The organism is Microbacterium arborescens (assembly GCF_049707515.1).
Taxonomy (GTDB): domain Bacteria; phylum Actinomycetota; class Actinomycetes; order Actinomycetales; family Microbacteriaceae; genus Microbacterium; species Microbacterium arborescens_B.
Genome location: NZ_JBNAFI010000001.1, coordinates 357,417 through 380,340, shown reverse-complemented (window position 1 = coordinate 380,340; position 22,924 = coordinate 357,417). Strand labels below are relative to the sequence as shown.

The following is a 22,924-nucleotide window of genomic DNA, read 5'->3' as shown; positions in this document are numbered from 1 at the left end:
CAGGCGATCAGCCGTCGACGACGGCGACGAGCTCGTCGAGGAACGCCCCGAACGTCGTTCCGCGCCGGACGATGCGCTGCACGCTCTCGCGCTCGCTGAACACCTCGACGAGCTGCTCGAACACCGTCTGGAACGCGGCGCGGTCGGACTCGGAGAACGCCACCATCGCCACGACCTGAACCCGTCCGTCGCCCCACGCGATCGAGGGGTCGGCGATGCCGAGCGAGATGGCGGTGCGTGTCGCAGTCATCCCGATCGCGTGCGGTACGGCGAGCGCGTCGGTGAACGCGGTCGACGACAGCTGCTCGCGCTCGATCGTGCGCTCGATGTAGTCGTCGTCGATCACGCCCTGCTCGACCAGCAGCGAGCCGAGCCGTCGGATCGCGCCCTCTTCTCCCCCGGCTCCGTCGAGCCCCCGGATGAAGGCGGAGGGATCGAAGTAGCGCTCCAGCTCGGCGCGCAGGCGCGCGAGACGTCGCGCGCGACGGAGGCGCGCGGCCGCGGTCTGCACCCGATCGATGTCGGCATCGGTGAGGAAGGGCTGGATGTGGACGATGCGGTCGCTCATGACCGGCGGGGCGATCGTCGAGAGGATCAGGTCGGTGTCGATCGACGCCCAGTCGGGGTCGACGCGCGTCTCGACCCCGACGACGTCGAGCGACTGCCCGAGCGAACGGTCGACGCTCGAGCGCAGCAGCTCATGGAGCTCGTAGTAGCCGGGGCAGACGATCGTGGCCGTCAGCGCCTGCGCCGACAGCCGGCTGCGCTCGAGCCGCCCCCCGACGTGCATCGCGATGTAGGCGATCTCGTCGTCCAGGAGGGGGATGCCGAGCAGCCCGCGCAGCGCGTCGGCGATGTAGACCGCCACCTCGAAGATCATCGGGTACGTCGCCTTGAGCGACCGGGTCAGGGGGTTCCGCGACCATGCCTGCTCGCGAGCGCGGTGCTTGAGGTTCTGCACGTGCAGCGACAGGCGCAGCACGAAGTCCTCCTGGTCGATGTCGACGAGGAATTCCGCGGCCGCGCGCCGGACGACATCGCGCACCGCGGTCGCGACGTCGGGATCGATGCGCTCACGCACCAGCGCCGCCGGTTCGGTCGCCCCCGGCGCGACCACGCGGGTGAGGACCAATGCGGCGAGGTGCTGCCGGTCGCCCGATCCGAGCACGACGCCGAGATGACGGCGGGTGAGGCGGTCGAGGATGTCGCCGATCTCGGCGCGGAAGGCGGCGTCGTCGGCTTCCGCGACCTCGAGCGCCCGCCCCCGGGTGATGCGGTCGGCGGCGATGGCGATGTGCATCACGACGTCGCCGATGCCGAACTCGTTGACGAAGTAGCCGAGCTCGGTGAGCGCGTCGACGAGATCGGACTTGAAGGGTCCGAATGCGACCGCGCCGACCGAGCGTTCGCCGAGGGTGCGGCGGAGGCTGTCGAGGTCGAACGAGCCGTCGTCGGTCTCCTCATGGGCGAGCCGGCTGAGCAGTCTCCGCTGCGCCATCTCGGTGCCGCGCAGTCGCGCTCGCGAGGAGGTGCGCTCGAGGCTGAGCTCGGTGCCGCCCAACAGGCCCCGGACGCGTCCGAGGTCGGCATCGATCGTCGCGGGGCTGACGAAGAAGGCGTCGGCCGTCTCGAACACGTCGATGCCCTCGGGGGAATCGAGGAGCGATCGCACCAGCCGGTGCAGCCGGTCGCGCGGCGTGCCCGCGTCGCCGACGTGGAGGGCCGCCGCGCTCTCGGGTCCGGCTCGATAGCCCTGGGGTCCGGACTCGACGACGACGCCGTCGGGCACGCGTGCGTTGAGGGCCGTGACGTACGTGCGGATCGATCGGGGGGTGACCCCGATCGCATCGGCGAGCGCCGCCGCGGTCACCCAGTCGCCGTCACGCGCGAGAATCGCGAGGACGCGGTCCTGCCGGCTCCTGGTCACGCTCCCATTCCATCACGGACGGACCGACCTTCCGCCCCTGCGGAAGCAGGATGGCCTTGTCCGTTCTCAGGGCACTCACAACAATGGGGAGAGGAGGAGGCGGGTCGATGAGGATCCTGGTCGTATGCGGCGCGGGTGCGTCGAGTACCTTCGTCGCACAGCGGGTTCGCCATGCGGCGCAGGCGCGCGGCCTCGACATCACCGCCACCGCCGGAACCGAGCAGTCGCTGCCGATCGATCTCGACGCGGCGGACATCGTCCTCGTCGGCCCCCAGCTCATCCCGAAGCTGGACCGGATCACCGAGGCGGCGACTGCCCGCGGGACCCGCGTCATCCTGATGCCCGCCGACATCTTCCGAGATCTCGACGGCACCCGGACGCTCGCGCTGGTCACCGCACCGGCCCCCACCCCGACACGTTCCAGCACCGACATCCCTTCAACGGAGAGGACATCCTCATGAGCGAGGCATCACGTACCGTCCGCATCGGATCGTCGAACGGGCTTCACGCCCGACCCGCGAAGCTGTTCGCTCAGGCGGTCAAGCAGTCCGGCGCGAACGTCACCATCGCGAAGGGGTCGGGCTCACCCGTCAACGCCGCGAGCATCCTCGGGGTCATCGCACTCGGCGTCGAGTACGGCGACTACGTCACCCTCACGGCCGACGGCGACAGCGCCGAGAACGTCCTCGACGCGCTCGCCGACCTGCTCGCCACCGACCACGACGAGTGACGACGAACGACCATCGATACCAACACGGACGATACGAAGGAGATCGAGCAATGAGTGAGCTTCGCGGAGTGGGCATCGGCCTGGGAGTCGCGCAGGGACCGGTCGCACGGATGGCGGAGCCGCTTCCCGCGCCGAAGGATGAGAAGTCCGCACGGTCGCTCGACGAGGAGACGGCCCGCGTGAAGGATGCCGTCGCCGCGGTGGCGCGCGAGCTCGAAGAGCGCGGCGCACAGGCGGGCGGCGCCGCTCGCGACGTGCTCGAGGCGCAGGCGATGATGGCCGAGGACCCGAGCCTCGAGGCCGAGGTCGCCACTCGGCTGCAGGCCGGCAAGACCGGCGAGTTCGCCGTGTACGACGCCTTCGCCTCGTTCCGCGACCAGCTCTCGGCGATGGGCGGCTATCTCGGTGAGCGCGCCGCCGACCTCGACGACGTCGCTCAGCGCGTCATCGCGAACCTCCGCGGGGTGCCCGCCCCGGGCGTGCCCGAGCCCGGCCACCCCTTCGTGCTCGTGGCGAAGGACCTCGCCCCGGCCGACACCGCCCTGCTCGACCTCGACATGGTCCTCGCGCTCATCACCTCCGAGGGCGGACCGACCTCGCACACCGCGATCCTCGCCCGCGAGAAGTCGATCGTCGCGGTCGTCGGCGTCACCGACGCCGCCAACCTCGCCGAAGGCGAGACCGTGATCGTCGATGCCGCCAAGGGCGTCGTCACCACCGAACCCAGCCAGGACGAGCTCACGCAGGCACAGAACCGCGCCGACGAGCGCAAGTCGGCCGCATCCGCCCCGGTCACTCCCGGCGCGCTCGCGGACGGCACCGCCGTCCCGCTGCTGGCGAACCTCGGCAAGCCCGAGGGCGCGGCGCAGGCCGTCGAGCTCGGCGCCGAGGGCGTCGGCCTCTTCCGCACCGAATTCCTCTTCCTCAGCTCGGCGCAGGCGCCCACCGTCGCCCAGCAGCGCGAGGCGTACACGAAGCTGCTGCAGGCCTTCCCCGGCCAGAAGGTCGTGGTGCGCGCGCTGGATGCCGGTGCCGACAAGCCCCTCGCCTTCCTCAACGACGCGCACGAGGAGAACCCCGCCCTCGGCCTGCGCGGCCTCCGGGCCCTCCGCGCCAGCGAGGACATCCTGCGCGAGCAGCTCACCGCGCTCGCCGAAGCGGATGCCGCGGCCGAGGCCGACCTCTGGGTCATGGCGCCGATGGTCTCGACCGTGGAAGAGACGGAGTACTTCGTCTCGATCGCCCGCGAGTACGGCATCAAGACCGCTGGCGTCATGGTCGAGGTTCCCTCGTCGGCGCTGCTGGCCGACCACGTGCTCAAGATCGCCGACTTCGCCTCGATCGGCACCAACGACCTCACGCAGTACACCCTCGCCGCCGACCGCCTGCTCGGCTCGGTGTCGTCGTTCCAGGATCCCTGGCACCCGGCTGTGCTGCGCCTCATCCACGAGACCGGCAAGGCCGGCCAGGCCAACGGCAAGCCCGTCGGCATCTGCGGCGAGGCCGCAGCCGACCCGCTGCTGGCCGTCGTGCTCGTAGGCCTCGGCGCCACGAGCCTGTCGATGGCGCCGACGGCGCTGGCCGACGTCCGTGCCACGCTGCTCGCCCACACCCTCGACGATGCCCGTCGCATCGCCGAGGCGGCCCTGACCGCGACCGACGCGGCCTCGGCCCGGGCAGCAGCTCAGACCGCCGCCGGCATCTGACCCGCATCCGCACTTCGCACCACTACGCACCGCACCAGAAGGAGAACCAGAAATGACAACGACGTCTACGTCACCATCGGGAGGTGGGGTCCGGGTCCGCGTGCAGCGGTTCGGCACCTTCCTCTCGGGCATGGTCATGCCCAACATCGCGGCATTCATCGCGTGGGGCCTGATCACCGCCCTCTTCATCGACACCGGCTGGGTCGGCCAGGACGGCCCCATCGAAGCCTGGCAGTGGGCTGATTCCCGCATGCTCGGCGGCGGGATCACCCCGGACGGCACCGAATGGACCGGTCTGGTCGGCCCGATCATCACCTACCTGCTCCCGACCCTGATCGCCTACACCGGTGGCCGCATGGTCTTCGGCGTGCGGGGCGGCGTCGTCGGTGCGGTCGCCGCGATGGGTGTCATCGTCGGCGCCTCGGGCACGATCATGTTCCTCGGCGCGATGGTCGCCGGCCCCCTGACGGCGCTCGCGCTCAAGACGATCGAGAAGCTGTGGGCGGGCAAGGTCCGCGCCGGATTCGAGATGCTCGTCGACAACTTCAGCGCCGGCTTCGTGGCGTTCTTCGCCGCGCTCGCAGCCTTCTTCTGGCTCGCCCCGGTGATGAAGTTCGTCACCGATGTGCTCGGCGGCGCCGTCGGCTTCCTCGTCGACCGCGGCCTGATCCCCCTGGCGAGCATCATCGTCGAGCCCGCGAAGGTGCTGTTCCTCAACAACGCCATCAACCACGGCGTGTTCACTCCGCTCGGAACCCAGGAATCGCTCGAGACCGGCAAGAGCCTGCTCTTCCTCGTCGAGGCGAACCCCGGCCCGGGCGCGGGCCTCCTGCTCGCGATCTCCGTCTTCGGCGTGGGCATCGCTCGGGGAACCGCACCGGGTGCGTTCATCATCCAGTTCTTCGGCGGCATCCACGAGGTGTACTTCCCGTACGTGCTGGCGAAGCCCATCCTGATCGTCGCGCTCATCGCCGGTGGCGCCAGTGGCGTTGCCACCAACGCCATCTTCGGATCCGGCCTGGTCGCGGCGGCCTCGCCGGGATCGATCTTCGCGGTGCTCATCCAGACCGCCCCGGGCAGCCACCTCGGCGTCATCCTCTCGGTGATCATCTCGGCCGGTGTCACGTTCGCGGTCTCGGCGGCGATCCTCCTCGCCAGCCGCAAGCGCGACCTCGCTCGCGAGCAGGCCGGTGAGGGCAACTTCGCCGACGCCATCGCCCGCACCGAGGCGAACAAGGGCAAGAGCTCGGAGGCCCTGTCGGGTCTGCGCGCATCGGGTGCCGCCGCCGCAACCGGGGCCGCCGCCGAAACCGGCACCGGCACCGCGACGGCGACCAAGCCGATCCAGTCGATCGTCTTCGCCTGCGACGCGGGCATGGGCTCGTCGGCGATGGGCGCGAGCGTGCTCCGCAACAAGTTCAAGAAGGCCGGCATCGACGACGTCACGGTCGTCAACAAGGCGATCGCGAACCTCGACGGCAGCGCCGACCTGGTCATCACGCAGCAGCAGCTGACCGACCGCGCCAAGGCGCAGAACCCCGACGCGGTTCACGTGTCGGTGGACAACTTCATGAACTCGCCGAAGTACGACGAGGTCGTGGACATGGTCCGCAAGCAGCACAGCGGCGACGCGTAATCTCGAAACCCAGACCCGGGGCCGGGGCGGTCCATCCGCCCCGGCCCCGCGTCATCCCCCAGCAACACCACTCGAAGGAGACAGACATGGCACGTGAGGTCCTGAACATCGGTCAGATCCGCATCCACTCCGGAAGCGCCACCCGCGAAGAGGCGATGAAGGAGGCCGCCGACCTGCTCGAGTCCGCCGGCGCTGTGACCTCGGCCTACTTCGACGCCATGCAGCAGCGCGAGCAGACCGTGTCGACGTACATGGGCAACGAGCTCGCCATCCCCCACGGCACCAACGAGACCAAGGACGCCATCCTCGACTCGGCCCTGTCGTTCGTCCGCTACGACGGCGGTGTCGACTGGGGCGGAGAGCCGGTGTCGTTCGTCGTCGGCATCGCCGGCAAGGGCGACGAGCACCTCGACATCCTGTCTCAAATCGCCCTCCTCTTCTCGGAGGAGGACGACGTCGCGCGCCTGAAGGCCGCGCAGACCCCCGACGAGCTCTACGCGCTGCTCGCGTCGGTGAACCAGTGAGCACCGCCGTCCACTTCGGCGCCGGCAACATCGGGCGCGGCTTCGTCGGCCTGCTGCTCGACGAAGGCGGCTATGACCTGGTCTTCTCCGATGTGGCAGCCCCGCTCGTCGACGCCATCAACGCGGCCTCGGAGTACACCGTGCACGAGGTCGGTGAGGGCGGGGTCGACCGGACGGTCACCGGCTTTCGCGCCATCAACAGCGCCGAGGACCCGCAGGCCGTCGCGGATGCCGTCGCGACCGCGGACGTCGTCACGACCGCGGTGGGTCCCACCGTTCTGAAGTTCATCGCGCCCCACATCCTCGCCGGCCTGGGCCTGCGCGACCCCGCGGCCGCTCCCCTGGCCGTGATGGCGTGCGAGAACGCGATCGGCGCAACCGACCTGCTGCGCGACGAGATCCGCGCCCAGGCGGGCGACGCGTGGGAGGCCGTGTCGGGCCGCGCGGTCTTCGCCAACACCGCCGTCGACCGCATCGTGCCCGCGCAGCCGGCCGGTGCCGGCGTCGACGTCACGGTCGAGCCGTTCTACGAGTGGGCGATCGAGTCCGGGCCGTTCGGCGGTGCGCTGCCGAACATCCCCGGCGCGCATTTCGTCGACGACCTCGAGCCGTACATCGAGCGCAAGCTCTTCACGGTCAACACCGGGCACGCCACGACGGCGTACTTCGGCGCGCAGGCGGGCACGCCGACGGTCGCGGAGGCGCTCGCCGTCCCCGAGATCGCCGCGAGCGTCTCGGCAGCGCTCGAGGAGACCTCCGCCCTGCTCGTGCACAAGCACGGTCTCGATGCCGGAGAGCTGGCCGAGTACCGCGCCACCATCCTGCGCCGCTTCGCCAACCCCGAGCTGCCCGACACCGTCGGACGCGTGGGGCGCCAGCCGCTGCGCAAGCTCTCGCGACACGAGCGCTTCGTCGGCCCCGCCGCCGAAGCGGCCGAGGCGGGCCTGCCGGTCGACGCCCTCGTCTCCGCCATCGGCGCGGCCCTCGCGTTCGACGACGCGGAAGACCCGCAGTCGGTCGAGCTGCAGCAGCGCCTGCGCGCCGAGGATGCGGCATCCTTCACGGCTTCCGTGACGGGGCTCGAGCCGGGGCACCCGCTCTTCGCGCGCATCGAGCGCGTCGTCTCCGAGCGTCAGGACGCGATCGGCGCCGGCGCCCGATGACGGATGACGCGACGGCGGCGCGGGCGACGGGCGACGAGTCCGGTCGCCCGCGCCGCCGGTCGCGGACGCGGCGGGTCCTCGTGATCGCCGCGCTCTCGGTCGCCGGCATCCTCGTCGCCGGGATCATCGGCATCCTGATCTGGAGCCAGGTGGGCGTGATGGAGGCCGAGCCGGGCCCCCTCGACGCGGTCCGCGCCGACGATCGCGTCGTGATGTCCGAGGTCGACGGCAGCGTCGTGCTCGAGCCGGTATCGGGTCCGGCGGAGGTCGGTCTCGTCTTCGTGCCGGGAGCGAAGGTGCAGGCCGAGGCCTACGCCGCGATCCTCGCCGACGTGGTCGCCGAGGACGACGTGACGGTCGTCATCACCCGACCCTGGCTCAACCTCGCGTTCTTCGATCCGCGGCCGCTGTCGTCTTTCACCGAGCTCGTGCCCGACGTGGACACCTGGCTCGTCGGCGGGCATTCCCTCGGCGGCGTGCGCGCGTGTCAGCTGGCCCCGGATGCCGACGGGCTCGTGCTCTTCGCGTCGTACTGCGCGACGGACCTCGCGGACTCGGGAGCGCCCGTGCTGAGCCTGTCCGGTTCGGAAGACGGGCTGACGACTCCGCAGAAGGTCGATGACAATCGGCACCTCCTGCCCGCCGATGCGACCTTCGTCGAGATCCCCGGCGCCAGCCACGCGTCGTTCGGCGACTACGGCCCCCAGTCCGGTGACGGCACGCCGACGATCTCCGACCCCGACATGCGCGCCGACGTCACCGCCGCCCTGTCCCAGCTGGTCACCACCCTCCCCCGCTGACCCGCTGGGCGGCTCGGTGGCGCCGCCTCACCGAGGTCCCAGTCCGGCCGGGAACTCGGCGGCTATACCCGGCTCAAGTGGGACCTCGGCGGGGACTTCGGAGGTCAGGGACGCCAGCCGGCTCGGAGAAGGGCGGACCGGACCATATCGACCGCCGGCCGACCGTCACCGCGGAGGTGGTGGCGCAGGATCCGCACATGCTCCCAGCCGCTCGCTCTGATTGCATGCCAGCGGTCGGCGTCGCGCGCGAACTGCGCATCGTCGAAGGCATGCTGACGACCGTCGTACTCGACAGCCACCCGCCATCGCCGATACGCGAGGTCGAGCCGTGCAACGAAGACGCCGGATGCCCGTCGCAGCTCCTGATTCAGCTCCGGCTCGGGAAGCCCCGCTCGCTGGAGGACCAGACGCAGACGCGTCTCCTCCGACGACTCCGCACCCGGCCGGATGTCGGCCAGCGCACGGATGAGCCGGCTGCGCCCCCGCGTTGCGTGCAGCTCGACCTCCTCGCTCAGCTGCTCGAGGGTCACGAGCCCGCCGCGCCCGATGAGGTGGTCGCCCGCCGCAACGAGGTCGTCGTGCTGCCACGTCGCGCCCACGTGCCGCCACGCGCGGGCGGGATGCTCGAACGGGATGCCGCCGACAGTCCACACCGCCGGAGAACGTTCGCCGAGGCGGTGCCCGATGACTCCGGCGGCTCGCGGCTCGCGCTTCGGCCGGTGAGCCGCCACGTGCAGGGCGAGCGGGTCGCTCCCGAACGGGAGCGGGGCCCCGAATCGCGCGAGCGCGGTGTCGTGGCTGAAGAACTGCCAGGGCCGCAGCCGCACCGCATACTGCGCGCACCGCTCCGCGACATCCGCGGGGCTGGCCCCTCGCGGTACCCGGAGACCGCGAAACGGGATCTCGAGGTCGCTCGCGTCGAGTCGCCCCGCCGTCACGCCCATCGCTCGGGCAGCTCCGACCGAGAACGGAACTCCCCGCAGCGGTTCCGGAAGGGGCTGGGGCCGGCGCATCCCGACAGCCTCGGCCCGCTCGCCGCTCGCGCAGCTGCGACCCCCCGCGCCTGTGAGTATCCCGGGCTCACCGGCCGCTGGGCAGAACCCGCGAGGTCCCAGTTCAGCCGGGAATCAGACGCTGAAACCCGGCCCAACTGGGACCTCGAGAGAGTTGGACCCCGGTCAGGCGCCGAAGCCCTCCGCGATGACCTCGATGAGCTCCTCGCGCTCCTCGACCGAGAGGAATGCGCCGGCCGCGGCGTTGAGCTGGAAGGCCTGCAGATCATCGAGGTCGTAATCGAACGTCTGGGCCAGGGTGGCCAGCTCGCGGGTGAGCGACGTGCGGCTCTGCGTCCGGTTGTCGACGTTGACCGTGACCGAGAAGCCGAGCTGGTACAGCAGGTCGAAGGGGTGGTCCTCCCACTGCGTGCCCCAGCCCTCGATCGCACCGGTCTGCAGGTTCGACGACGGCGCCAGCTCGAGCGGGATCTCGCGGTCGCGCACCCAGCGTGCGAGGTCGCCGAACTGCACGAGAACCTCTTCGCCCTCGCGCGAGACGACGTTGAGGTCCGACGCGAGGCGCACGCCGTGGCCGAGCCGCAGTGCCCGCCCGTCGATGAGCGCGGAACGGATCGACTCGAGGCCGGCCGCCTCACCCGCGTGCACGGTGACCGGGAAGAACTCCGAGGCGAGGTAGTCGAACGCGGCGCGGTGCTGGGCCGGCAGGAAGCCGTCCTCCGGTCCGGCGATGTCGAACCCCGAGACGCCCCGCCCGCGGTTCTCGACCGCCAGACGCGCGATCTCGAGCGACCGATCCGCCTGCCGCATCGCCGACAGGATCTGCCCGACACGGATGTCGTGGCCGCCCGCCTCGGCGGCATCCTCGCCCTCTTCGATGCCCTCCTGCACCGCGTCGACCGCGTCCTGCAGAGAGAGCCCCCGCTGCAGGTGCTGCTCCGGCGCCCAGCGCACCTCGCCGTACACGACGCCGTCGGCGGCGAGGTCGGTGACGAACTCGCGCGCGATACGGCGGAGTCCGTCACGGGTCTGCATGACGGCGAGCGTGACGTCGAAGGTCTTGATGTAGTCGACGAGCGAGCCCGAGTCGCTCTGCTCCTCGAACCAGTCCGCGAGGTCGTCGGCGTCGGTCTCGGGCAGGTCGTGTCCGAGCTCGTCCGCCAGCTCGACGATCGTCGCCGGCCGCACACCGCCGTCGAGATGGTCGTGCAGCGAGACCTTCGGCAGCGACCGGACGGAGACGCCCTGCAGCTTGATGTCGGCGTGCTGTTCGATCGGCATGGCGGCTCCTCCGGGTGGATCCTGCGGGTTGATCTGGCGGGTGGTGGTCGAGGTCCGACCGGCGTCTGCCGGTGGTCAGGCGGTGATGCGCTCGAGGACCAGCGGCCCCGCGGGCGGGGCGTCGTCGTCGATCTCCCACGCGCCGTGGAGCGCATCGAGAGCACGGTCGAACCGGGCCGCATCATCGGCGAGCAGGGTGAACAGCGGCTGACCGGCAGCCACCTCGTCGCCGGGCTTGACGTGCAGGTCGATGCCCGCGGCGTGGATGACCGGATCCTGGGCTCGGGCGCGACCGGCGCCGAGGCGCCAGGCGGCGATGCCGAAGGGCAGGGCTTCGAGCCGGGAGACGACACCGGCGGCCGGGGCGGTGACGGTGTGCGTCTCGCGCGGCGCCGGAAGCGCGGCATCCGGGTCGCCGCCCTGAGCCTGGATCATGCGTCGCCAGACGTCCATCGCGCGGCCGTCTGCGAGCGCCGCCTCGACGTCGGCATCCGGCTGTCCCGCGAGCGCGAGCATCTCTCGGGCGAGGGCCACGGTCAGCTCGACGACGTCGGCCGGGCCGCCGCCCGCGAGCACCTCCACGGACTCGCGCACTTCGTTCGCGTTGCCGATCGCGAGCCCGAGAGGCGCGTTCATGTCGGTGAGGAGCGCGGTGGTCGCGACGCCCGAGTCGGCGCCGAGCGCGACCATCGTGCGGGCGAGCTCACGCGCCTTGTCGACGTCCTTCATGAAGGCGCCCGAGCCGAACTTCACGTCGAGGACGAGCGACTCGGTGCCCTCGGCGATCTTCTTCGACATGATGCTCGACGCGATGAGCGGGATCGCCTCGACCGTCCCGGTGACATCGCGCAGCGCGTACAGGCGCTTGTCGGCGGGTGCGAGCCCCGATCCGGCCGCGCAGATCACGGCACCGACGCCCTGCAGCTGCGCGAACATCTCGTCGTTCGACAGGGCGGCACGCCACCCCGGGATGGACTCGAGCTTGTCGAGCGTGCCGCCGGTGTGCCCGAGGCCGCGGCCGGACAGCTGCGGCACCGCGACGCCGAACGCCGCGACAAGCGGGGCGAGCGGCAGTGTGATCTTGTCGCCGACACCGCCGGTCGAGTGCTTGTCGACCGTGCGCTTGCCGAGCCCGGCGAAGCTCATGCGCTCGCCCGAGGCGATCATCGCGTCGGTCATGACGCGGATCTCGTCGCGCTGCATCCCGTTCAGCAGCACGGCCATCGCGAAGGCGGCCATCTGCGAGTCGGCGACGTACTCGCGCGTGTAGGCGTCGATCATCCAGCGCAGCGCGTCCTCGGAGACGGCGCCGCCGTCGCGCTTGGTACGGATGACGTCGACGGCGTCGAACGCCTCGACGACGGACGCGGGCGACTCGGCGCTCATCGGGCGGCCTCCTCGAGGTCGCGGGGCCCGAACGCATCGGGCAGCACCTCGTCGATCGTGCGGATGCCCGACACGGTCTCGAGCAGCATCCCCGGGAGGGCGAATTCGTACAGCAGCTGACGGCAGCGGCCGCACGGCATGATCGTCTGACCGTCGTTGTTCACGCACACGAAGGCCACCAGCTGGCCGCCGCCCGACATGTGCAGGTCGCCGACGAGCGCGCACTCGGCGCACAGTCCCACGCCGTACGAGGCGTTCTCGATGTTGCAGCCCGAAACGATGCGACCGTCGCTCACGAGAGCGGCGGCGCCGACCCGGTAGCGGGAGTAGGGCGCGTAGGCGCGGGTCATGGCGTCGGTGGCGACAGCGCGGAGCTCGTCCCAGTCGATGTCTGTCACGAGAGGTGTTCCTTGTCCGGATGAGGATGCGTCAGCATCCGTCATCCCTTGATGTAGGGCTTGCCCGCAGCCGCCGGTCCGCGGATCTGGCCGGCGAAACCGGCGACCGCGAGAATCGTGACCACGTACGGGAGCATGAGCATGAACTCGCTCGGGATGGGCGTGCGCAGCACCGTCAGGAGGTTCTGCAGGTTCGTGGCGAAACCGAACAGCAGTCCAGCCAGGGCTGCGCGCAGCGGATCCCACCGGCCGAAGATCACCGCGGCCAGAGCGATGAAGCCGAGGCCGGCCGTCATCTCCTTGCCGAACTGCGGCACCGACACGAGGGTGAAGTAGGCGCCACCGATGCCGGCGATCGCGCCCGCGAGCGAGACGTTCCAGAACCGGGAGCGGTTGACGTTGATGCCCACCGTGTCGGCGGCCTGCGGGTGCTCACCGACCGCGCGGAGGCGCAGGCCCCAGCGGGTGCGGTAGAGCGCCCACGTCACGACGGCGACCGTGACGAACATGAGGTAGACGATGATCGTCTGGTTGAACAGCACCGGACCGATGATCGGGATGTCGCTGAGCAGCGGGATCTCGAGGCGGGTGAAGCGCACCGGCCGGTTCAGCTCGCTCTCGTTGGGCACGAGCAGCGCGCCGTAGAGGAAGCCGGTGAGACCGGTGACGAGCACGTTGAGCACGACGCCGACGATGACCTGCTCGACGAGGTACTTGATCGCGAACGCGGCCAGGACGAACGAGACCAGCACGCCGCCGATCATCGCGCCGATCAGACCGACGAACGGGTTGCCGGTGATGCTCGACAGCAGCGCGGCGGAGAACGCCCCGAGCAGCAGCTGCCCCTCGATGGCGACGTTGACGACGCCGACGCGTTCGCCGATGACGCCGCCGAGCGCTCCGAACACCAGCGGGACCGACAGCGACACCGCGCCGAAGAGCAGCCCGGTGACGGGCACGAGTCCGCCGGCGGCGGCCCAGGTGAGGAAGGCGAAGACCCCCAGCACACCGAACAGCAGCGTCAGCCACAGCGGCACCGGCCGGTACGACCCGGCCAGCCAGAACGCGAGCGCCGTCAGCGCGACGAGCACGACGAGGACCGACCACGACGTCATCGCAGTGGGCACTGCCACGTCGGGCAGGCCCAGCGCAGCCGAGGCGTCACCGAGACGGAAGGTGCTCTGGCCGTCGCGGGGGGCGAAGGCGAACAGGGCTGCCAGCAGCACCGACACGACGCCGAGCGTGATGGGCACCTTCAGTCGCCGCTGCCGGACGGTGGCGAGCTGGATCGTGCCGTCGGCGGATTCCGCGGGGCTGAGCGTGGTCATGCCGTCACCGCCTTCTTCGCCGCCTTGGCTCTCGCCTTGGCCGCCTTCTCGAGGTCCGTCTTGGGGAGGAAGAACACCGTGCGCAGCAGGGGCGGCGCCGCGATGAACAGCACGATCAGAGCCTGCACGACCAGCACGATGTCGACGGGGATGCCCTGCGCCTGCATCGAGAACGAGCCCGCCTTCATCGCGCCGAACAGGATGCCGGCGGCGAACACGCCCCACGCGCGACTGCGACCGAGCAGGGCGACGGTGATCGCGTCGAAGCCGATGCCGGCGTCGATCGTGCCGCTGAAGCCGGTGGTGATCGATCCCTGGATCTGGTTCATGGCGGCGAGGCCGGCCAGGCCCCCGGCGAAGAGCATCGCGTAGACGTAGATGCGCTCGACGCCGATCCCCGCCGCGCGCGCTGCGTGCGGGTTCTCACCGACGGCGCGCATCCGGAGACCGAGGCTCGAGCGTTCGATGACCCACCACACGAGCACGGTGGCGGCGATGACGACGACAAACCCCCAGTCCAGCGAGGGGAAACCGGCCCCGAACAGGTCGGGGAACTGCGCCGAGGCCGGCGTCTCGGCGGTGATGGGCTGGTTCGTGCCCTCTTTCTGCAGGATGCCGGGGGTGCGGATCATCCAGGTGACGAAGTAGAACGCCACGTAGTTGAGCATGATCGTGAGGATGACCTCGTGCGCCCCGGTCCGGGCCTTCAGCACACCGACGATGCCGCCCCAGATGGCGCCGCCGGCGATGCCGGCCAGCAGGGTCAGCGGCAGGTGGATCCACATCGGCAGGTCGAGTCCGAAGGTCACGAGGGCGGCGAAGCCCGCGCCCACGAGGATCTGGCCGCGGGCGCCGATGTTGAACAGCCCGACGCGGAAGGCGAGCGCGACGCCCAGACCCGCGGCGATCAGCGGCGCCGCGAAGCCGAGCGAATTCGTCAGCGGACGGATCTGCGCGGCGAAGTCGTCGACGCGCGGGTTGAACACCGCTCCGCGGAACAGGGCCTCGTAGCCACCGTAGACGGCGCTCCAGATGGCGGCGAGGGTGTCGCCGGGGCGGGCGAAGAAGTACCCCGCCGCCTCCTGCACGTCGTCGTCGGTGAAGGCGATCAGCACGCCTCCGGCGATGAGGGCGAGCACGACGGCGAGGATCGTGGTGACGGCGTTGCCGCGCATCAGCTCCTTGATCACGACGTTGGTGCGCGGCGGAGCGGTTTCGGGCTGACCGGTCAACGGGCTCGATGCGGCGGGCAGCTGCTCGGGCGCGCCGCTGCGCGCGGTCTCGTGGGCGCCGGGTGTCGAGTCGCTCATGCGGCCACCTCCGGGTGGGGTTCGCCGGCCATCATGAGGCCGAGGATGTCGCGGGGGGTGTCACCGGGGACGATGCCGACGATGGCGCCCCGGTACATGACCGCGATGCGGTCGGCGAGGGCGGTCACCTCGTCGAGCTCGGTCGAGACGACCACCACGGGCACGCCGGCGTCGCGCGTCTCGATGATGCGCTTGTGGATGAACTCGATCGACCCCACGTCCACGCCGCGCGTGGGCTGTGCAGCGACGAAGAGCCGCAGGTCGCGGCTCATCTCGCGGGCGATGACGACCTTCTGCTGGTTGCCGCCCGAGAGCGTGCCGGCAGCGGTGTGCGGGCCCTGCGTGCGGATGTCGTACTCGGCGATGCGATCCCGAGCGAAGGACTCGAGGGCAGCACGGCGGACGGTGCCCGCCGTGACGAACTCGGGGTCGTTCGATCGGTCGAGGATGAGGTTCTCGGCCACGGAGAAGCCGCCGACGAGGCCGTCTTCCTTGCGGTCCTCGGGAACGAAGCCGACGCCGGCGTCGAGGATCCCGCGGACACTGCGGCCGACCAGCTCGGTCTCGCCCAGGCGGATCGAGCCCTCGACCTTGCTCGCGAGGCCGACGATGGCCTCGACGAGCTCGGTCTGGCCGTTGCCCTGCACTCCCGCCACGCCCAGGACCTCGCCCGGGCGCACGTCGAAACTCACACCGTCGACGACGACGGCGCCGCCGGGGGTCAGCACACGGAGGTCTCGCACCGCGAGGCCTCCGTCGCCCAGCCGCGGCGCGCCCTTGCGGACCGTGAGTTCGACGGCGCGTCCGACCATCAGTGAGGCGAGTTCGGCGTTGGTCGCGGTCGGAGACGCCTCGCCGACGACCTTGCCCAGCCGGATGACGGTGATGCGGTCCGCGACCTCGCGGACCTCCCGCAGCTTGTGGGTGATGAACACGATGGAGGTGCCTTCGTCGCGCAGCTGGCGCATGATCGCCATGAGCTCGTCGGTCTCCTGCGGGGTGAGCACCGCCGTGGGCTCGTCGAAGACCAGGACCTTCGCGTCGCGCGAGAGCGCCTTGATGATCTCGACCCGCTGCTGCACGCCGACGGGGAGGTCCCCGACGAGGGCGTCGGGGTCGATCTGGAAGCCGAACCGGTCGGCGACCTCGCGAACATGACGGCGCGCCTTGGCGAGGTCGAGGGCGCCGATGCCCTTGGTGTCCTCGTGTCCGAGCATGACGTTCTCGGCGACGGTGAAGACGGGGATGAGCATGAAGTGCTGGTGCACCATGCCGATGCCGGCGGCCATGGCATCGCCGGGACCGCGGAAGTTCTGGGGTGCGTCGTCGAGCAGGATCTGACCGTCGTCGGCCTGGTACAGGCCGTAGAGGACGTTCATCAGCGTCGACTTGCCGGCACCGTTCTCGCCCAGCAGGGCGTGGATCTCGCCGGGCTGGACCACGAGGTCGATGTGGTCGTTCGCGACGAGGGTGCCGAAGCGCTTGGTGATGCCCCGGAGTTCGAGCTTCATGGTCGCCAATCTATGTGACGTTGAGGGACGGCGGACAGGGGTCGGGGCCGGGAGACGATGTCTCCCGGCCCCGACCGAAGAGCCGACTCACGGGGAGTTCGGCGACTCCACGGTGATGTCACCGGCGATGATGGCGTCCTGCAGGGCCGTCAGCTCATCGGCCAGGCCCTCGGGCAGCTGCGACTCGAAGTCGTGGAAGCTCGAGAGCTTGACGCCCTCGTTCTCGAGGTCTCCGACGTAGGGCTCGACACTGAAGTCGCCACCGGCGGCCTCGACGGTCGCGTCGTGGACGGCGACGTCGATGGCCTTCATGATCGAGACGAGCACGAGGTCGGCGACGGTCTCGTCGGCGACGGCGAGGTCGGTGTCGACACCCAGCATGAGCGTGTCGGCTCCGCCGTCGTTGATCGCCGCTGCGGCGCTCTGGTAGACCGGTCCGCCGACGGGCAGGATGACGTCGGCACCCTGGTCGAGCAGGTTCTGCGCGGTCTGCTTGGCGGTGTCGTTGGCCGCGAAGCCACCGGTGAACAGGCCCTCTTCGGTGGCTATGTCCCAACCGAGCACCTCGACGGCGCCGCCCTTGTCCTCGTTGAACTTCTCGACGCCGAGCTGGAAGCCGTCCATGAACACGGCGACCGACGGGATCTGCATGCCGCCGAAGGTGCCGACCTTGTTCACGCCGCTCTGCTGCGACCACGATGCCGCGGCGTATCCGCCGAGGTAGGCGGCCTCTGCCGTGTTGAACACCAGCGGCTTGATGTTGGGCGCGTCGGTCTCACCGTTGAAGTCGTTGTCGGCGAGGTCGTCGATGATCGCGTAGTCGATGTCGGGGTTGGCGAGGGCCGACTCCACCGTGGCGGCGGAGAGGTTGAAGCCGACCGAGACGATGAACGTGCAACCCTCGGCGACGAGCTGCTCGAGGTTCGGCGCGTAGTCGTTCGGAGTGGTCGACTCGAGCTCGATGCCCTCGACACCCAGCTCCTCGAGCGCGGAGTCCATACCGGTCTTGGCGGACTGGTTGAAGGACTTGTCGTTCCAGCCGCCCTCATCCGAGATCAGGCAGGGCATGAAGCCGTCGACGGCTTCGCCGGCGCCGGCGTCACCGCTGGATTCGGCTTCGGGTGCCGAACCGCAGCCGGCGAGAGCGACGAGAAGACCCGCGGCAGCTGTGATACCGGCGATCTTCTGGGGGGTCGAGAGAGTCAATGCAGCCTCCACATTGAAGGCGCCGCGGACTTCGCGGCGGCTGGAAAGAAGTTACCTACTGTTTCGCCAGGGTTGCACCCCGGACGCACCCCGCCCCGCCAATGGTTACAAAGACGCAATGTGCGCGTCACAGAACGTCGCCGCGGCCCGTCAGCTTGAGGGCGTCGACGACGTGCTTGACGCGCTGCGCGTGCTCGCTCGTGGTCACCAGGAGCGCGTCGGGGGTGTCGACGACGACGATGTCCTTCACCCCGATCAGGCTGATCACCCGCGAGGTGTGGCTCACGACGATGCCGCTGGCGGCATCCGAGAGGATGCGCGCGTTCTCGCCCAGGATGGCGAGGTCGTTCTTGCGCCCGTTGGAGTTCAGCTTCGCGAGGCTCGCGAAGTCGCCGACGTCGTCCCAGTCGAAGTGGCCCGGGACCACGGCGAGCCTGCCCTTCTCCGCGGCGGGCTCCGCGACGACGTAGTCGATCGCGATCTTCTCCAGCTTCGGCCAGATGCGGTCCACCGCGGGGCCGCGACGATCGCGGTCGTCCCAGGCCTCGGCGAGTTCCATCAGGCCCGCGTGGAGCTCGGGACTGTTCGCTTCGATCTCGGCCAGCAGCACGTCGGCGCGCGCGATGAACATACCGGCGTTCCACAGGTACGACCGGTCGGCGACATAGGCGCGGGCCGTCTCGAGGTCGGGCTTCTCGACGAAGCGCTCGACCAGCGACGCGTCGCGGGCACCCTCGACGATGAGCTCTCCGCCGCGCTTGATGTAGCCGAACCCGACGGCGGGCTCGGACGGGGTGATGCCGATCGTGCAGATGTAGCCCTCGCGCGCGACCTCGACCGCGTCGCGCACCGCGAACTCGAACACGCGGCTGCCCCGGATGACGTGGTCGGCCGCGAACGAGCCGATGATGACGTCCGGATGCCGCCGGTGCAGGATGGCGGCCGCCAGTCCGATGGCGGCGGCCGAGTCGCGCGGCTCCGACTCGAGGAAGACGTTCTTGTCCGGGATGCCGGGCAGCTGGGACTCGACGGCGGCGCGATGCGCGCGACCGGTGACGACGGCGATGCGGTCGGGTCCCGACAGCGGTGCCAGCCGGTCCCACGTGTCGCGGAGGAGCGAGTGGCCCGACCCCGTCAGATCGTGGAGGAACTTCGGGGCGTCGGCGCGCGACAGCGGCCACAGCCGACTGCCCACCCCTCCGGCGGGGATGACGGCATAGAAGTCCGGGATCTCGTCGACCATGCCCTGAGCGTACCGGGACGCCGCGGCGCCGCCCGGCGCAAGAACCCGCTTTCTTTAGGGTGCCCTTCGTCGCCCCGCCTCATTTTCCCGGCCTAGAATCGTTGTGCGCCCATGTGACGCCGGGGGTCAACCGCCCCACCGGGGCATCGATCGCCCCCACGAACCGTGTTCGATCCAGGGAGGACGACCGTGTCTGCACCAGCACGCGTCACACCGTCGGTAGCCCAGACCACATCCAAGACCCCGCGCGGCACGCTGTACCGCGGCAACGAGGGCATGTGGTCGTGGGTGCTTCACCGCATCACCGGCGTTGCCATCTTCTTCTTCCTCTTGGTCCACGTGCTCGACACGGCGTTGATCCGCGTGTCGCCCGAGGCCTACGACGCCGTCATCGGCACGTACAAGAACCCGATCATGGGCCTGGGCGAGGTCGCCCTCGTCGCCGCGATCGTCTACCACGCGTTCAACGGCCTGCGCATCATCGCCGTCGACCTGTGGCCGTGGGCGACGCGTCACCAGCGCCAGCTGTGGTGGGGCGTGCTCGCCGTCTGGGCCGTCACCGTCGCCGGTTTCGCGGCTCGCCACGTGCCGATCGTTCTCTCCGAGATTGGAGGGGGTCACTGATGACCGCCGACACCCTTGCCGCCCCCCGCAGCCCGCAGGTCCGCAAGAAGGGCGCCAACCTCGAGAAGTGGGGCTGGGTCTACATGCGCGCCTCCGGCGTGCTGCTGGTCGTGCTGATCTTCGGCCACCTGTTCGTCAACCTGATGCTCGGCGAGGGCATCAAGGGCATCGACTTCGCGTTCGTGGCCGGTAAGTTCGCCAGCCCGTTCTGGCAGTGGTGGGACGTTCTGATGCTCTGGCTCGCGCTGATCCACGGCGCCAATGGCATGCGCACGATCGTCAACGACTACGTCACCGGCGCGACGGCGCGGAAGGTCCTCGTCTGGGCCATCTGGCTCTCGGCGGGCCTGCTGATCCTGCTGGGCACTCTGGTCGTGTTCACCTTCGACCCCTGCCTCGGGGTCACCGCGGACAGCATGCTCTGGGAGACCTGCCAGGGCTGACCCTGCGCTCCGACGACGTGAATCACAGCAACGAAAGGCTCGCCGAGTGAGCACCCAGACCGAAGAGGTCGTCGTCAAGGACGGCATCCACTATCACCAGTTCGACATCGTCATCGTCGGCGCCGGCGGCGCCGGCATGCGCGCGGCGATCGAGGCCGGTCCCGGCGCCCGCACCGCGGTGATCTCGAAGCTGTACCCCACGCGGTCGCACACGGGTGCGGCGCAGGGCGGCATGGCGGCGGCTCTGGCCAACGTCGAAGAGGACTCGTGGGAGTGGCACACCTTCGACACGGTCAAGGGCGGCGACTACCTCGTCGACCAGGACGCAGCGGAGATCCTGGCCAAGGAGGCGATCGACGCGGTCATCGACCTCGAGAACATGGGTCTGCCCTTCAACCGCACCCCCGATGGCAAGATCGACCAGCGCCGCTTCGGTGGCCACACCGCCGACCACGGCAAGTCGCCCGTCCGTCGTGCCTGCTACGCAGCCGACCGCACGGGACACATGATCCTGCAGACGCTCTTCCAGAACTGCGTCAAGCTCGGCATCAACTTCTTCAACGAGTACTACGTGCTCGACCTGATCACCGTGACCGCTGCCGACGGGAGCACGCAGACGGCCGGTGTCGTCGCGTACGACCTCGCCACGGGCGACCTGCACGTCTTCCACTCGAAGGCCGTCATCTTCGCCACGGGCGGCTTCGGCAAGATCTACAAGACGACCTCCAACGCCCACACCCTCACCGGCGACGGCGTCGGCATCGTGTGGCGCAAGGGCCTGCCGCTCGAGGACATGGAGTTCTTCCAGTTCCACCCGACCGGCCTCGCCGGACTCGGCATCCTCCTCACCGAGGGGGCGCGCGGTGAGGGCGCGATCCTGCGCAACGCCTCGGGCGAGCGCTTCATGGAGCGCTACGCACCGACCATCAAGGACCTCGCCCCCCGCGACATCGTCTCGCGGTGCATGCAGCAGGAGGTCGCAGAGGGCCGCGGCGCCGGACCCCACCGCGACTACGTGCTGCTGGACTGCACCCACCTGGGCGCCGAGGTCCTCGAGACCAAGCTCCCCGACATCACCGAGTTCGCGCGCACCTACCTCGGCGTCGACCCGGTGGTCGAGCCCGTCCCCGTGATGCCCACCGCGCACTACGCGATGGGCGGCATCCCCACCAACGTCAAGGCGGAGGTGCTGGCCGACAACACCACCGTCGTGCCCGGCCTGTACGCCGCCGGCGAATGCGCCTGCGTCTCGGTGCACGGGTCGAACCGCCTCGGCACCAACTCGCTGCTGGACATCAACGTCTTCGGCAAGCGCGCCGGCCGCAACGCCGTCGAGTACGTCAAGACGGCCGACTTCGTGCCGCTCCCCGAGAACCCGGCGGCGGGCGTGCGCGACCTCATCGAGGGCGTGCGCAACAACGCGGGCACCGAGCGCATCGCCGTGCTGCGCAAGACGCTGCAGGACGAGATGGACAAGGGCGCGCAGGTCTTCCGCACCGAGGAGTCGCTCCTGCACGTCATGGACGTGATCGCGGACCTCCGCGAGCGGTTCAAGAACATCCACGTCGACGACAAGGGCAAGCGGTTCAACACCGACCTGCTCGAAGCGGTCGAGCTGGGCTTCCTGCTCGACATCGCCGAGGTCGTCGTCGTCGCCGCGCGCAACCGCAAGGAGAGCCGCGGCGGACACATGCGCGACGATTTCCCGACGCGCGACGACGAGAACTACATGCAGCACACGATGGCCTACCTGTCGGGCGACCCGCACTCCTCGCACGCCGAGGACCACATCCGGCTCGACTGGAAGCCCGTCGTTTTCACCAAGAACGAAGCAGGCGAACTGCGGTACCCGCCGCTGGAGAGGAAGTACTGATGACGATCGTCGAAACCGATGCCACGGCCCCTGCCGAGGCGGCGAACGACACCGGCATCCAGTCGTTCCTGGTCACCTTCATCATCCGGCGCTTCGACCCCGAGGTCGACGCCGAACCGCGCTGGGTCGACTACGACGTCGAGCTCTACTCGACCGACCGCGTCCTCGACGCCCTCCACAAGATCAAGTGGGACGTCGACGGGTCGCTGACCTTCCGTCGCTCCTGCGCGCACGGCATCTGCGGGTCCGACGCGATGCGCATCAACGGCCGCAACCGTCTGGCCTGCAAGACGCTCATCAAGGACCTCGACATCTCGCAGCCGATCTACGTCGAGGCGATCAAGGGCCTGCCGCTCGAGAAGGACCTCGTCGTCGACATGGAGCCGTTCTTCGCCTCCTACCGCGACGTGCAGCCGTTCCTCATCGCGAACTCGAAGCCCGAGGCGGGCAAGGAGCGCATCCAGTCGATCGCCGACCGCGAGATCTTCGACGACACCACGAAGTGCATCCTGTGCGCCGCGTGCACCTCGTCGTGCCCCGTGTTCTGGACCGACGGGCAGTACTTCGGCCCCGCCGCGATCGTCAACGCGCACCGGTTCATCTTCGACTCGCGCGATGACGCCGGTGACGTGCGCCTCGACATCCTCAACGACAAGGAGGGCGTGTGGCGCTGCCGCACGACCTTCAACTGCACCGAGGCGTGCCCCCGCGGCATCGAGGTCACCAAGGCGATCGCCGAGGTCAAGCAGGCGGTTCTGCGCGGTCGGTGATCGGCCGGGCCCGCGCCCGACGAGCTCCGACCGGCGCTGCCGGTACATTCGA

General features: G+C 69.9%; 21 protein-coding genes. 11 read left to right on the top strand and 10 right to left on the bottom strand.

Annotation, left to right across the window (positions count from 1 at the left end; genetic code table 11):
- Nucleotides 1-7: 7 nt before the first annotated feature.
- Nucleotides 8-1,927, bottom strand: a complete 1,920-nt coding sequence (locus tag ACPYN5_RS01610) for a BglG family transcription antiterminator (protein WP_424447237.1) — start codon at nucleotides 1,925-1,927, stop codon at nucleotides 8-10.
- Nucleotides 1,928-2,034: 107 nt separating this feature from the next.
- Between ACPYN5_RS01610 and ACPYN5_RS01605 the strand changes: the two genes are divergently transcribed.
- The 7 genes from ACPYN5_RS01605 to ACPYN5_RS01575 all read left to right on the top strand — a co-directional run bounded on the left by ACPYN5_RS01605 (nucleotide 2,035) and on the right by ACPYN5_RS01575 (nucleotide 8,486).
- A complete protein-coding gene (locus ACPYN5_RS01605; RefSeq protein ID WP_424447236.1) occupies nucleotides 2,035-2,388 on the top strand; it encodes a PTS sugar transporter subunit IIB in 354 nt (117 codons plus the stop codon).
- Nucleotides 2,385-2,657, top strand: a complete 273-nt coding sequence (locus tag ACPYN5_RS01600; RefSeq protein WP_424447235.1) for an HPr family phosphocarrier protein — start codon at nucleotides 2,385-2,387, stop codon at nucleotides 2,655-2,657. The genes ACPYN5_RS01605 and ACPYN5_RS01600 overlap by 4 nt, the downstream gene beginning before the upstream one ends.
- A 50-nt stretch (nucleotides 2,658-2,707) precedes the next feature.
- Entirely contained in the window at nucleotides 2,708-4,363 is a 1,656-nt protein-coding gene (gene ptsP, locus ACPYN5_RS01595) for a phosphoenolpyruvate--protein phosphotransferase (RefSeq protein ID WP_424447234.1), read from the top strand.
- Between the two features lie 52 nt (nucleotides 4,364-4,415).
- Entirely contained in the window at nucleotides 4,416-5,999 is a 1,584-nt protein-coding gene (locus ACPYN5_RS01590; RefSeq protein ID WP_424447233.1) for a PTS mannitol transporter subunit IIBC, read from the top strand.
- An 86-nt stretch (nucleotides 6,000-6,085) separates the two neighbouring features.
- The gene (locus ACPYN5_RS01585; RefSeq protein WP_023955519.1) at nucleotides 6,086-6,523 is read left to right on the top strand and encodes a PTS mannitol transporter subunit IIA; all 438 of its coding nucleotides are present in this window, start codon (nucleotides 6,086-6,088) and stop codon (nucleotides 6,521-6,523) included.
- A complete protein-coding gene (locus ACPYN5_RS01580; RefSeq protein ID WP_424447232.1) occupies nucleotides 6,520-7,686 on the top strand; it encodes a mannitol-1-phosphate 5-dehydrogenase in 1,167 nt (388 codons plus the stop codon). The genes ACPYN5_RS01585 and ACPYN5_RS01580 overlap by 4 nt, the downstream gene beginning before the upstream one ends.
- On the top strand, nucleotides 7,683-8,486 hold the full coding sequence (locus ACPYN5_RS01575) for an alpha/beta hydrolase (RefSeq protein WP_424447231.1): 804 nt from the start codon (nucleotides 7,683-7,685) through the stop codon (nucleotides 8,484-8,486). The genes ACPYN5_RS01580 and ACPYN5_RS01575 overlap by 4 nt, the downstream gene beginning before the upstream one ends.
- Before the next feature lie 104 nt (nucleotides 8,487-8,590).
- On the opposite strand, the gene ACPYN5_RS01570 is transcribed toward ACPYN5_RS01575, so the two are convergent.
- The 9 genes from ACPYN5_RS01570 to ACPYN5_RS01530 form a co-directional block, all read right to left on the bottom strand.
- Nucleotides 8,591-9,499, bottom strand: a complete 909-nt coding sequence (locus tag ACPYN5_RS01570; RefSeq protein ID WP_424447230.1) for a hypothetical protein — start codon at nucleotides 9,497-9,499, stop codon at nucleotides 8,591-8,593.
- A gap of 165 nt (nucleotides 9,500-9,664) precedes the next feature.
- A complete protein-coding gene (locus ACPYN5_RS01565; RefSeq protein WP_424447229.1) occupies nucleotides 9,665-10,780 on the bottom strand; it encodes an adenosine deaminase in 1,116 nt (371 codons plus the stop codon).
- A gap of 75 nt (nucleotides 10,781-10,855) precedes the next feature.
- The gene (locus ACPYN5_RS01560) at nucleotides 10,856-12,166 is read right to left on the bottom strand and encodes a thymidine phosphorylase (RefSeq protein ID WP_424447228.1); all 1,311 of its coding nucleotides are present in this window, start codon (nucleotides 12,164-12,166) and stop codon (nucleotides 10,856-10,858) included.
- Entirely contained in the window at nucleotides 12,163-12,564 is a 402-nt protein-coding gene (locus ACPYN5_RS01555) for a cytidine deaminase (protein ID WP_424447227.1), read from the bottom strand. The genes ACPYN5_RS01560 and ACPYN5_RS01555 overlap by 4 nt, the downstream gene beginning before the upstream one ends.
- 41 nt (nucleotides 12,565-12,605) lie before the next feature.
- A complete protein-coding gene (locus ACPYN5_RS01550) occupies nucleotides 12,606-13,892 on the bottom strand; it encodes an ABC transporter permease (protein ID WP_424447226.1) in 1,287 nt (428 codons plus the stop codon).
- Complete coding sequence (locus ACPYN5_RS01545; RefSeq protein ID WP_424447225.1) at nucleotides 13,889-15,202, bottom strand: ABC transporter permease; 1,314 nt, start codon at nucleotides 15,200-15,202, stop codon at nucleotides 13,889-13,891. Before ACPYN5_RS01545 ends, ACPYN5_RS01550 begins: the two co-directional genes overlap by 4 nt.
- A complete protein-coding gene (locus ACPYN5_RS01540; protein WP_424447224.1) occupies nucleotides 15,199-16,713 on the bottom strand; it encodes an ABC transporter ATP-binding protein in 1,515 nt (504 codons plus the stop codon). Before ACPYN5_RS01540 ends, ACPYN5_RS01545 begins: the two co-directional genes overlap by 4 nt.
- An 87-nt stretch (nucleotides 16,714-16,800) precedes the next feature.
- Nucleotides 16,801-17,919 carry a BMP family lipoprotein gene (locus tag ACPYN5_RS01535; protein ID WP_424447223.1) on the bottom strand — a complete coding sequence of 373 codons (1,119 nt, stop codon included), beginning with the start codon at nucleotides 17,917-17,919 and terminating at the stop codon, nucleotides 16,801-16,803.
- Between the two features lie 127 nt (nucleotides 17,920-18,046).
- Complete coding sequence (locus ACPYN5_RS01530) at nucleotides 18,047-19,162, bottom strand: mannose-1-phosphate guanylyltransferase (RefSeq protein WP_424447222.1); 1,116 nt, start codon at nucleotides 19,160-19,162, stop codon at nucleotides 18,047-18,049.
- 189 nt (nucleotides 19,163-19,351) lie between these two features.
- Here ACPYN5_RS01530 and sdhC point away from each other — a divergent pair, with 189 nt between their 5' ends.
- From sdhC to ACPYN5_RS01510, 4 genes are read left to right on the top strand one after another with little or no spacing between them, the layout of a single operon-like run.
- Nucleotides 19,352-19,786 carry a succinate dehydrogenase, cytochrome b556 subunit gene (gene sdhC / locus ACPYN5_RS01525; RefSeq protein WP_424447221.1) on the top strand — a complete coding sequence of 145 codons (435 nt, stop codon included), beginning with the start codon at nucleotides 19,352-19,354 and terminating at the stop codon, nucleotides 19,784-19,786.
- Nucleotides 19,786-20,229: a succinate dehydrogenase hydrophobic membrane anchor subunit gene (locus ACPYN5_RS01520; protein ID WP_023955540.1), complete on the top strand. Its 444-nt coding sequence runs from the start codon at nucleotides 19,786-19,788 to the stop codon at nucleotides 20,227-20,229. The genes sdhC and ACPYN5_RS01520 overlap by 1 nt, the downstream gene beginning before the upstream one ends.
- A 46-nt stretch (nucleotides 20,230-20,275) precedes the next feature.
- Nucleotides 20,276-22,102, top strand: coding sequence for a succinate dehydrogenase flavoprotein subunit (gene sdhA, locus ACPYN5_RS01515; RefSeq protein ID WP_424447220.1), 1,827 nt, complete (start codon nucleotides 20,276-20,278; stop codon nucleotides 22,100-22,102).
- Complete coding sequence (locus ACPYN5_RS01510; RefSeq protein ID WP_424447219.1) at nucleotides 22,102-22,872, top strand: succinate dehydrogenase iron-sulfur subunit; 771 nt, start codon at nucleotides 22,102-22,104, stop codon at nucleotides 22,870-22,872. Before sdhA ends, ACPYN5_RS01510 begins: the two co-directional genes overlap by 1 nt.
- Nucleotides 22,873-22,924 lie beyond the last annotated feature (52 nt).